Consider the following 11,009-nt stretch of genomic DNA (forward strand, 5'->3'; position numbering starts at 1 on the left):
TGCGAGAGGCGTGCTTGCCTCCGCTGAGCAGCGCCTTGAGTTCGCCGCGCTCGACTTGGCTGAGTTCGACCCGATAGCGTACATTCATGCTGGCCTCCCTGAGAGGCTGGCACGAACAACTGAATCGGATGGCCGGCGTGAGTCCTTCGGCAAAAACCTTCACGACCAAACAGGGGCAATACCTCGCTTTTATCCACCTCTATACGAAGCTGCACCGCAGGCCTCCGGCAGAAGCCGACATTAGGGAATATTTCCGCGTCAGCCCGCCTTCGGTTCATCAAATGGTGCTGACGCTGGAACGAGTTGGACTCATTAGTCGCCCGTGAAGAAGTCTGATTTCAGCTTGGGACGAGCTGAAATCAGACTTCTTCACGGGCGACTTGAAACTACTATATAATCTGAGAATGGCTGGTAAGCTCAACGCCAGTTTCTGGCTCCTCGCCACATGTTCGCAGCATTTCCGCTCAACCCCCGATAGCCGAAGCCGAGTTTCGTCAACGGGTTCGGTACGTCCGTTCCGTGCCATCGGGTCCCGATGGCGTCATTGGAATACTATCGTCGCCGCCGAGTGCGCCGTTTCTTGGCACTTGCGCAGGTTGTTTTTTTCGTTCCCGGACTGGCCCGAGCCGCACGATGTAAGGCGACATCGGTCTTCTCTGCTGGCTTGGTCTTTCCGGCAGATATCTTGCCTTTTTGCGCCTTGAAGTGTTGGGGGCGCTTTGGGACTGTGAAGGCAGGATTTGGGGTATCGGGAGTTTCGGCCATCTCCAGCCCGAATAGAGCGGCGACATCGCTTTCATCAAGCACCTTCGCCGCGCCGGGCGCCGTTGCTAGCGGAGAATCCTGTCCAGCGCTGGCGAGCATTTCAGTTTCATCCACATCACGCAGCACAAAAAGAAGCTGAGGCTTTTCATCTAGCCTGGCGCCGACGCCATACAGTGCTGCCGCAACGTGCTTGCACATGTCTGCCCAATCTGGACAGCTGCAAGACAGCTTGATTTCCGTCGGCGACGGAAACAGGCCGTCACCCTCTCGACAGACCCGATCCATCACGCCTTTCGCCAAGCGGCCCTGCAGGAGTTCGACCAGCGAATCGATGGTGCCGGCGCAGTCCCGACAGATGGATTTCCAGCGTCCCCGCGTAACCGGTGCAATGGCAATCTTGACTTGGTAGAGCTCAGACCCGGCCACCATTGCCGAGATCCCGCCCTTGGCAATTTGCAGATCGATAACAGAGCCGTTTCGGACATAGGTCCGACCGCGCGGCAAGCGGTTCTCGTAGTCGCTGTATCGCTCGAGGTTAGCGCACCACGACTTGCCCCAGAAGCTCTTGGCAATTGTGCGGCCATCGATCTTCACGGGCGCAACGGGTCGCCCGTGTTTTTTGAGCTTGGCCAGCTTGCGTTCAGCTTGCCGCCGCTTCTCGGCCACCGGCACGTAAGGGCGCCACTCGTAGTAGTTCATTCATCACCCCTCCTTCATCGCGGCGCCCAGATCGAGAGCCACGAGTTTAAGCAACTCCTCGTCCCTCATCTCAGTCAACAGGATGTCGGCTCCGCCGTTGAGGAAATCCCCAGCCAATTGATTCTTTGAATCGATCATTTGGTCGATCTTTTCTTCCACGGTGCCACGACAAAGGAACTTATGTACGAGTACATTCTTGGTCTGTCCGATCCGGAAGGCACGGTCGGTGGCTTGATTTTCGACAGCCGGATTCCACCACCTGTCGAAATGGATGACGTGCGAGGCTGCGGTAAGATTGAGCCCGGTGCCGCCTGCTTTGACCGAGAGCACGAAGAACGGAACGCTTTCGTCTTCCTGAAATTGGCGCACCAGATCCTTGCGTTTTTTAACCTCCGTCTCGCCATGCAGGACAAGGCCGGGCCTTCCGAATACGGAACCGAGGAACGCCGCAAGCGGCGCCGTTGTCTCCCTGAATTGGGTGAAGACAAGTGCCTTTTCCTGCCGAGAAGCAACCACTTCCGCGATGTCGCGCAGACGCCCGAGCTTGCCGCTGTCGTGCTCGGACCACCGGCCGTCCCCGAGCCAGTGCGATGGATGGTTGCAGATCTGCTTCAACCGCATGAGAAAAGCCAGGACAATGCCTCTTCGTTTTATTCCATCGACCTCTTCGAGATGACCGGCCAGCTCTGCTACCGCTTGCTGATAAAGTGCCGCCTGCTTGCGGCTCAATGGGCAGAAGGTTTTCACCTCGGTCTTGTCGGGCAGGTCGGCAATGATGCTCTTGTCGGTCTTCAACCGCCGCATGATATAGGGGCGCACCAAGTCGCGGAGCGGGCCGTAAGGGTTATGTGGCTGGTCGGCGAGGCGTTTGACGAATGCCGAAAATTCCTTCGACGATCCCAGCAGGCCAGGATTGATGAAGTCAAAGATCGACCAAAGGTCACCGAGCCGATTCTCGATGGGCGTGCCGGTCAGCGCAATGCGCATTTCTGCCTTGAGCCTCTTGACCGATTTTGTCTGCTTGGCAGCCGGATTCTTGATGGCCTGTGCTTCATCGAGCACCACAAACCGCCACGGTGTAGCTTCTAGCCAAGGCGTGCGCGTCAGAAAGCCGTAGCTTGTGATTACGAGATCGACGTCTGCGAATTTGTCCGCACTGTATGCGTTCAGTTTCTCGGACGGGGCAGCCGATGGATGGACCACGACTGTTTTCAAGCTTGGCGCAAATCGACCAATCTCCGCGGCCCAATTGGCTAACAAAGAGGCGGGGGCTACGAGCAGGCACGGCTTGCAATTTTCCTTCGCCTCGTTCTTGAGCACCAGCAGCAGCGACAAGACCTGGATGGTTTTGCCGAGCCCCATATCGTCGGCAAGACAGGCCCCAAGCTTGAGCTGCGTCAGCAGATAGAGCCATTGCACACCCGACTGCTGATAGGGTCGCAGCGTGCCCCGAAGATTTTGACCGGGACCGACCCGCAACAACCGATCGGGATGGCGCAAGGAGGCCAGCTTCTCCGCCAACCAGGGGCCGGCCACGGTCTGGCTCCAGTCAACGCCGGCTGGTCCAGCAGTCTCATCTCCGACAATGCCAGCCCCAGCCAGCATGCGCATCGCCTCACCGAACGAAAGACCATGGGCAGCGGCGCGGCACTCGATGGCCTCAAATTGCTCAAGCGTGCGATTCAGTCGTTCATGATCGACCTCGACCCACTTGCCGCGGATGAAGGCCAATCCGTCGGAATGAGCCAGGAGTTGCTTGATCTCGGCCCTCGAGAGGCTTTCGCCCCCGAGCGTCACCTCCATTTGAAAGTCGAGCAGTGCGTCCATTCCTACTTGTGATGGCGCATTGCCCCCGACCGTCGCCTTCACTTGCGGGCGCGCCGGGCGGTTCATGCGCCAACTCGCTGGCATCCGCACGATCACCCCGGCGCCTTCGAGCGCGGGAACATCCTTGAGGAATTGCAGAGCTTGCTGTGGGCTCCAGCGCAGCGGGTGAAAGATATCACCCGCATCGACCATGGTCTTCAGCCAGAGGCACCTCTCGGAGGCGCGCTGGACGGGCATCAGCAGCGACAGCAGGCGTTCGCGGTTTCTCGCGCCGGCATACTCCTGCAAGGCCTTGCCGAGCGGCAGATGCTGGGCCCTGGCCTCAGCCGAAAGCCGGGTCGTGTAGGTCGCAAGAAACGCGAACGGGGCCTCCTCGTCCTTCCGGTTCTCCGCAAGGTTAAAATAAACGCGTCCAACCAGGTTCCAGGCCGGATGACGACTCTTGAGAAACTCCTGCACGGAGAGCTTGGCTTGCACCAGCTCGGCATCAAAGGCCGCATCCATACCTCGCCAAAGATCGGCAAGGACAGCCGCTGACAAATATTCCGCGCCGGTCATGGGCGGAACGACCGCTGCCATCGTGTCCAACTCGCTATCGGCGGGAATCGGCACAGGTGGCTTGATACGGCCGTCTCCAATATTAGGAAGAGCGCACAGTGCAGTCATGTAGCGCATTCCAAGCTCTCGCCAATACGACAACACCGGTGGGAGAACCGTCCCGACTTCGTTGGCGCCGAGCCACAACAATCCGTGTCCTGAGCCCCGTAAAAATGCTTTCTCCAGCCGCAAGCCCTGATCGGGCTCCAACGCAGGAGCTTGCGCCGTTTGTCGCAGCGTCAGCAAACCATGCGGGGTAAGAACGGGTTCCAGCGTCATCATGACGGTGAGACCTTGCGACCGGAAATGTCCACGATTTTGGGAGCCACTCGCCACATCGAGAAGTAATTCACCATTCTGTCACGAAGTACCGAGCATGGGCGCGGTCAGCAAGTCCTTGACCAGCATGAACTGCTGAACGCACTCCGCGACTGCGGCCGGATCATCCTCCTCCAAAACATCAACGTTCCTTTCGTTTTGCGAACGCTCGATATGCATCAACTGTGCGCCAATCTCATTCGGCGTGAACATGCGCCTCACCTCGGAAATAAACTGCGAACAGCGCAGCTTACGCACATGGCTAGGAACCCGTCCAGATAGCTTTCTGGTTGGCGCATTTTGACACGAAATCCCGCTGATGCGGCCTTGCGAGGTTAGCGAGCTTCACGAGGTTGTGGGCGGTGCAGATCATCGCCCATTCGGCACGCACGTTTGCCAGGCCCGGCAACAGGAACTGGCGGAAGCCGCGTGCCTGCTTGATCTGTCCGAACCCGTCGCGCACCGCCTTGCGCCAGATCGACAAATGCTGCGGCGACAGACCGTGGCGCCGCGCGACGTCCGAGACGATCCGTCCTTTGACCTCGTCGCTCCAGCGCCGCCGAACCCGTCGCTGCGATGCGATAACACGCCCGATCATCTATGCAAACCGCCCTCGTCAAGACGGAACGCATATTGCCGATCTGCTCAACAGCAACAAGGTGCGGGAGACACGCCGCTTACGGTTCACCAGCGCATCCTGCGCCTCCTTCGGCAACTCCCGCCACTCTGACCCCAACGGCGCTGTGCGCGATGCCACCCGCGAACAGGCCCATCTGATGCATGCCGAACCGCCGGTTGCGCCGAACCGGGTTCGCCGATATCGCCGTCCTGCTTGCCATGAGCCTCTCCCCGATTTTGGTGGTGAGAGACTCCGCATGCACCGCAAAGCGGTTCATTCAATGATGATGCCGCGCTCTTGACCACTGAATCGAGTAGCGCCGACAACGCGTTGAGCGCTTCCAGGCTGACAAAGGGCTCTGCCGTCAGGCTGCAACCGCAGGCACATGCCGCGCGATCGAACATCCAGGATGGGATCTCCAGAAAACGCTGCGTCTCCGATCCATCCAGCGTGCAGCGGAAAACAACGCCGTCCGCCTTGTCGATCACGGCATGGACGAAAACCTCGCGGCCTGCCCAAGCTGACCGAGCAAGTCAGATGAGTAGATCGGTGATATGCGAGATGGAGAAATAATTCTCCGGGTGATGCTGAACATCGTTAGCATTTACATTGGAGAGCGTGATCGAATTACCCTTTCCGAGGTCAACAACCGTGGTGTCCGGGCCAACCGCGTGGATGTGATCGACAACGTTAGCAACCGTATGAATGTTAGTGTTATTGATCCCATCCGCGATGTGCAGTTTGTCCCCCATCGTGAAGTCCCTCACGGTATCCTTGCCGCCCCCGCTCGTGAAGATGAAGTTGTCGTTGCCCTGATTGCCGAACAGAGTATCGTTGCCTTCATCGCCGTACAGATAATCGTCACCGTCACCACCAGAGAGCGCATCATTGCCCTTATTGCCTTGTAAATCATCGGCGCCCGCGCCACCAGAGAGCCAGTCGTTCCCACCTCGGCCATCGATATAGTCTCTGTCGGGCGTTCCATTCAAGTGATCGTCGGAGTTTGTGCCTCGGATTACAGGCATAGGTCTTTCTCCTGTGTTGTATCTGCATGCGAGCGGTCACGGAAGTGACCGCGCTCTAACTGCCAGCAGCATACAGATCGGGTCTGACGGTAACCTGACCGCACACTGAGTTTCAAAGCGGATGCGATGGACCGCCTAAATTGTGGACCATTATGCAAAGCTGGCGCGAGCAGAGCGTGTTTCGGCGTGGGGTCTCGACCATGATCGGCGTAGGGGTCCCGTCATCTCAAATCAATGAAATCAACGGCCTGAAAGGTCTCGACGACGCCGATGGGGGGCAATGTTCGATCAGCATTCGCACCCCGCCGTCGTGATTCCGATCATGACCCACATCGCGGACATCGGGGTCAACCCCCTTGCCATTCCGCTCATGCCTTCCCTCGTTCATATGTTGGACTACCAGCGCATCGGTGAGATTGCCGGTCGCAGCCTTTTCCCTTGCTTGCTGCAAGTCGATGCCGTTGCCTCAGGTTTGGCTGTGTTCTCGCCTCGGCCCACGCAAGACGCCTTACCTGTACGCTCGCGTTCGGGTGCCTCCGGCTACATATCCTTCGACACCATTCAGCATTCTGCCTGTTAAACCGTGTAGGCGGTGGCGACATTTCAGCCCAAAGACGCGGATGAACCGGTTCGTGTTCCTCAACCTTCCGACACTCAGCCTCGGGAACCATCTCGGCGTAACGGTTTCGCCTCAATCCCCTTTACCTGCGGGCTACGTCACCCTGCCAGTTGACAGCAGGTCACCGCCGCTTGGGCTCATGCTTCCTCACAGCAGGAAGCAGGCTCATCACATTTCCCTCCTTATCTCAATGCATTCCAAACATACGCTTCCCCGATTCCTCGTATGCACACGAGGAAGCTTACGATTACCCACATTTTTGAGTCAGAGTTTCGCTCCCGTTGCGATATCGATGAATCGCGATAATCCGCGCCACATGATCAGATTCCCTGGTGGCGGATCGTTGGCGCGGGCGAGATAGCCGCCGAGCCTGGCGATCTTGATGAGATAATGCGACAATGTCTTTCGTTTGCTGGCTGGCTTCTTGTCTTTGACGAGCCTATCAAGCAATTGGATTTCAGCTTTGGTCAGCACAAATTCCGGAGAGGCATTTGGCGCTGAACGATTGAGCATCGTCATCCAAAAAATGCGCCAGCTCACAATGCAGAATACCGAGATCAGATTCGTCAATCGCTGAGCCGTCCGCAGTTGCGAGTCCTCTGCCCTACAGCCGGATTTGAGTATCTTGTGGAAGACCTCGATCTTCCATCGCAGGGAATACCAATCGAGTTTCTCGATCGCATCCCCACGCGATTGCACCGGAAGATCGGTCAGGAGTTTCCATTCAATCTTCTTTCTGTTCTTTGGCGCTCCTCTTTCATCAGCGTGGATCACTGTCAAAGTCAAAGCTGGATACCGCGACTGCTTGCCTATCGGGGGCAGAATACGGATTTTACGATACCGGATTTCGAGCACAGCCTGGTCTGGATTACCCTTGCTATCCCGGACTTCGATCCGGTGGAGACCTTTGACCGTGACCTCGTCCATGATCGTTGCAACGGTATGATCGCCATCGCCTGCCAGGCGATTGACACAGGTCCTTACCAAGAAATGCGTTCCAACCTCTTGGGCGGCGCAAAACAATTCATAAATATCGGCCTCACGATCACCGATATGGACGCACTGCGATGGCTTCTCGAAAAGCTCCGTGGATTGCTTGAGGTTCTCCAGCCACCGAATGCTCTCCTTGGTTTCAATGGGGATCCGTGTCAGGTTGACCTCGCGCCTGAGCGCAGCGACCCCTCTGAATTTCTTTCTGGTCCAGAACTTCACGGCGCTGAGCCCCAGTGGAAGCCCCTCGAGGGTCACCGCAAGGCTCGAATGCATCAATATTCCGCATGTCGTGTACGTTTGGGGCTTTCCGTCCAATCTTCGAGAGTTGCTTTTGGGGATGCGCTTAATCATCCCGATCAGATCCGGGCGCTCCCTTTGATAGGTGAATTCGGTCGTATCATGCAGGACAAGAACAGGCCCTTTCGCAGCAGCGATGCGTTCCCGCGTCGACTTAAAATGACCAGACAGGATGTCGGCCTCGCTTACTCGTTCATTGGAGAAAAAACGATAGGCCGCCTTGGTGTTCGCCCAGTCTTGGCAAACCATCGGAATGCTCTGTCCGATGTCTCCACCAATCTGCTGCAGCAGCATGCGAAATCTCTCGCCAAGTCGAGCGTCCCGAAATTCGCACAACGCAGCTTCACGGTCAAACCAGGTCACCGCGTCGGACCCCAACCGATGCGTCTTCTCGTCCCGGGCGCGTGAAGCCAGTCCCATAGAGCACCTCTTCTCGAATCAGGTGCTCATCAAAGAATCACAAGCGATTCTGGCGACTCAAGTTTTTCGGCTCAGTGCACCTCAAAAAATGTGGGTAATCGTAAGACGAGGAAGGCCGCGTGATCGGCTGGTGCGCGCGTAAACAGTCCGCTCTATGATCGTCGCGTGTGAGGTTCAGGCCGCCCGCTGATCGGCAGTGGCCTGTTTTTTAGCTTCGAGCAGGCGCTTCCACCCCCAGGGCAGCAGTTCGTGCAGACGCGAGGCGGGCAGATCAGCGATACGGGCCAGGACGTCGGCGAGCCATGCTTTGGGATCGACGTCGTTCAAACGGCAGGTAGTGATCAAACGGCTCGACGCCTTGTTCGAGATCGAACGTGGGATCAACGGCAAGACAGCCGCCGAGCGGCGTGCCGTGCGCCAGGAAAAGAGCAAGCCGTTGTTCGACGAACTGCACGCCTGGCTGCTGCGCGAGCGCGAAACCCTCTCGCGTTCTTCCGAGGTCCTGAAGCCAATGAACTACATGCTCAGCCGCTGGGACGACTTCGCCCGCTTCCTCGACGACGGTAGAATCTGCCTGACGAACAATGCCGCAGAAAGAGCGCTGCGCGGCGTGGCTGTGGGCAGGCGCAACTGGACCTTTGCAGGCAGCGAGCGCGGCGCTCAACGTTGCGCCGTCATGCTGACGATGACCGCCTCCAGCGCGATCGGGGAGATCGGCTTGCCCTTTCCGCCGTCCCGGGCATTCTTCTCGATGTCGGCTAGCTCGAAGAACCCCCTGCGGGCATGGGCCATGCAGAAGGCGGGCGTGAGCGGTCGGTCCTTCCGCCGTTCGTCGAACAACGGATTGAGACCGCTGTAACAGTCAGCCTGAAGGATGCCCTAGTCTTACTGCGTCATGGGTGTCGACGTCGAGTTGGTACGACGTTGGCTCCGCAGCAGGGACATCGTGGCAAGGTTTTGATGAGTGCGCGGATCAGTATGGTGCGCATGGTTGCGATCGAGTTCGGGATGTGGCGTTCAGGCCGCGGCGGCGGAGCCTCTGGGTCGATAATTGTCGGGTAAGGGAGGTACCTGGACCGGCGCGGCGGAACGAGGTCGTGAGGGGGGAATCGTCGCCCGTTCGGCGATCAGAAAGCCGTAAGCTGCGATGCACAGGGTTGCGTGATGATGGAAGCCGCGCCAGCCGCGTCCCTCGTAGTGTCCAAGCCCGACCTCCTGCTTGAGTTCCTGATAGTCGCGCTCGATGCGCCAGCGCAGCTTGGCGAGGTCGACCAGCCGCTCGAAGTTGATGGTCTCCGGTAGCGTGGCGAGCCAATATTTGGTCGGCTCGGCTTCTCCCTCTGGCCATTCGATCAACAGCCACTCCGGTGATAGCTTCTCGGGGATCAGTTTGTTGTACCCGACACGGACGCGCACACGCGCGAAGCGCGAGGATAGCCGGTCGGTCGAGCCTTCCCGCCACGTCACCATGCGCCAGGTCTGTTTCGGTAGACCGAGTGCCACTTTCTTGGCGGAGACCAGATCAGGCTCGTCGCGCCGGCCGGTGTTGTTCATCGGCTTGTCCATCCGCCGAGGGCCGTGACCTGGGGGCCCACATCATGATGGTCGGCACGATGCCGACCACGTAAGGCACACCCAATTCCGTCATGCCTGTACGCAATCGTGCGTCCCTGCCGTAGGCAGCATCCATCAACCCGACGCCGCGCGACAGGCCGCTCTCGCAGGCCCAGCGGATCTGCTCCAGCGCGATCTGCGGCTTGGTCTTGAACTTGATCTGCTTCGGCACGCCTGCCTTCTTCCGCCGGGCACGATCCTTTGTCCAGGCTTCCGGCAGGTACAGCCGATAGGCCACCGGAAGGCTGGCGGCATGATTGGCAACCGACAGCGACACCGCGACCTGGCAATTGGCCTGCTTGCCGAGCTGCCCGCAATATTGGTGGTGCACACCGACCGAATGCTTGCCTTGCTTGGGGAACGAAGTGTCATCGATGATCCACGCCTCGATCGGCCCGTCCTTCTCGATTGTCGGCAGCACCATCTCCCGCACCTTGGCCAGCACGTCGTCGTCTGACCAGGTTGCGTTGCCGACAAAATGCAGGAGTGATTGGTGCTGGGCTGCCGTCCGCGCTGGAGCAGTCCGCGCCGCCATCGGCTCGACGCTCTTGCGTTCCCCAGGCAACATCAGGCCCGTGCAATAGTCGCGCAGCGGTCTCGCCCGCTCCGCGTGACGAATCACGCTTCCAAGCCCCGCTACATACCGCGCAAACCGTGCTTCGCTAGCTCCGCCCTGATCGAGATTCATCTGGCCCTCCACGTGCCAAACTCTGAATCCCTACAAATACTTGATTCTCACGCCGGCGGTCCCGACCGCTTGTGGGCCTTTGTTCGTCAAGTCCCTCTGAACGATATCTCATCGCTAGGATCATGCTTCTGTTCGTGGTCAGCGCGAAGGCTGCCACACCATGCCATCAGATCCAGAGCCGGCAGGTCAATCTAGGAGCCCGTCCAGATAGCTTTCTGGTTGGCGCATTTCGACACGAAATCCCGCTCATGGGGGCCTTGCGAGGTTAGCGAGCTTCACGAGGTTGTGGGCGGTGCAGATTATCGCCCATTCGGCACGCACGTTTGCCAGGCCCCGCAACAGGAACTGGCGGAAGCCGCGCGCCTGCTTGATCTGTCCGAACACCGCCTCCACGATCTGCTTTCTTAGCCGGTAGGGGGTGTCGAAGCCGCCATCGGCAATCTTTTTTCTCATCGCCTGTGTCAGCGGTCCGCCGACCTTGCCGTTGTCGGCGGTGGGGCGCTTGGCGCGTCCGGTGGCGATGTAGCC

At 58.6% G+C, this 11,009-nt stretch carries 7 protein-coding genes and 7 pseudogenes; 3 read left to right on the forward strand and 11 right to left on the reverse strand.

The annotated features are described in order from the left end of the window. Nucleotides 1-128: 128 nt before the first annotated feature. Nucleotides 129-320, forward strand: a pseudogene (locus K288_RS51490) (hypothetical protein); the annotation flags it as partial. 232 nt (nucleotides 321-552) lie between these two features. Here K288_RS51490 and K288_RS0140590 read toward each other — a convergent pair. The 6 genes and pseudogenes from K288_RS0140590 to K288_RS0140615 form a co-directional block, all read right to left on the reverse strand. Further along, nucleotides 553-1,464 (reverse strand): SWIM zinc finger family protein, encoded by a 912-nt coding sequence (locus K288_RS0140590; protein WP_027584543.1) that lies wholly within the window; start codon nucleotides 1,462-1,464, stop codon nucleotides 553-555. A gap of 3 nt (nucleotides 1,465-1,467) precedes the next feature. Continuing rightward, complete coding sequence (locus K288_RS0140595) at nucleotides 1,468-4,170, reverse strand: DEAD/DEAH box helicase (RefSeq protein ID WP_027584544.1); 2,703 nt, start codon at nucleotides 4,168-4,170, stop codon at nucleotides 1,468-1,470. A gap of 78 nt (nucleotides 4,171-4,248) precedes the next feature. Continuing rightward, nucleotides 4,249-4,419: a hypothetical protein gene (locus K288_RS48390; RefSeq protein ID WP_244443450.1), complete on the reverse strand. Its 171-nt coding sequence runs from the start codon at nucleotides 4,417-4,419 to the stop codon at nucleotides 4,249-4,251. 49 nt (nucleotides 4,420-4,468) lie between these two features. Then, nucleotides 4,469-4,657: pseudogene (locus tag K288_RS53115) on the reverse strand (transposase); the annotation flags it as partial. A 48-nt stretch (nucleotides 4,658-4,705) separates the two neighbouring features. Then, nucleotides 4,706-4,804: pseudogene (locus K288_RS53120) on the reverse strand (hypothetical protein); the annotation flags it as partial. 554 nt (nucleotides 4,805-5,358) lie between these two features. Next, entirely contained in the window at nucleotides 5,359-5,850 is a 492-nt protein-coding gene (locus K288_RS0140615) for a hemolysin-type calcium-binding protein (protein ID WP_027584547.1), read from the reverse strand. Nucleotides 5,851-6,130: 280 nt separating this feature from the next. Between K288_RS0140615 and K288_RS0140620 the strand changes: the two genes are divergently transcribed. Further along, the gene (locus K288_RS0140620) at nucleotides 6,131-6,430 is read left to right on the forward strand and encodes a hypothetical protein (protein WP_027584548.1); all 300 of its coding nucleotides are present in this window, start codon (nucleotides 6,131-6,133) and stop codon (nucleotides 6,428-6,430) included. A 303-nt stretch (nucleotides 6,431-6,733) separates the two neighbouring features. Here K288_RS0140620 and K288_RS0140625 read toward each other — a convergent pair whose 3' ends face one another. Next, the gene (locus K288_RS0140625) at nucleotides 6,734-8,179 is read right to left on the reverse strand and encodes an IS4 family transposase (protein WP_027584549.1); all 1,446 of its coding nucleotides are present in this window, start codon (nucleotides 8,177-8,179) and stop codon (nucleotides 6,734-6,736) included. Between the two features lie 174 nt (nucleotides 8,180-8,353). Then, a pseudogene (locus K288_RS50000) lies at nucleotides 8,354-8,524 on the reverse strand (transposase domain-containing protein); the annotation flags it as partial. On the opposite strand from K288_RS50000, the pseudogene K288_RS50005 reads away from it, so the two are divergent. Beyond that, a pseudogene (locus K288_RS50005) lies at nucleotides 8,520-8,867 on the forward strand (transposase); the annotation flags it as partial. The pseudogenes K288_RS50000 and K288_RS50005 overlap by 5 nt on opposite strands. Here K288_RS50005 and K288_RS51495 read toward each other — a convergent pair. The 3 genes and pseudogenes from K288_RS51495 to K288_RS55215 form a co-directional block, all read right to left on the reverse strand. Continuing rightward, nucleotides 8,867-9,058, reverse strand: a pseudogene (locus K288_RS51495) (transposase); the annotation flags it as partial. The pseudogenes K288_RS50005 and K288_RS51495 sit on opposite strands and share 1 nt — an antisense overlap. Nucleotides 9,059-9,196: 138 nt before the next feature. Beyond that, a pseudogene (locus K288_RS50010) lies at nucleotides 9,197-10,481 on the reverse strand (IS701 family transposase). Between the two features lie 246 nt (nucleotides 10,482-10,727). After that, on the reverse strand, nucleotides 10,728-11,009 hold a 282-nt coding region (locus tag K288_RS55215; protein WP_027584550.1), incomplete at its 5' end, for a transposase.

Source organism: Bradyrhizobium sp. Ai1a-2 (assembly GCF_000426245.1).
Taxonomy (GTDB): Bacteria; Pseudomonadota; Alphaproteobacteria; order Rhizobiales; family Xanthobacteraceae; genus Bradyrhizobium.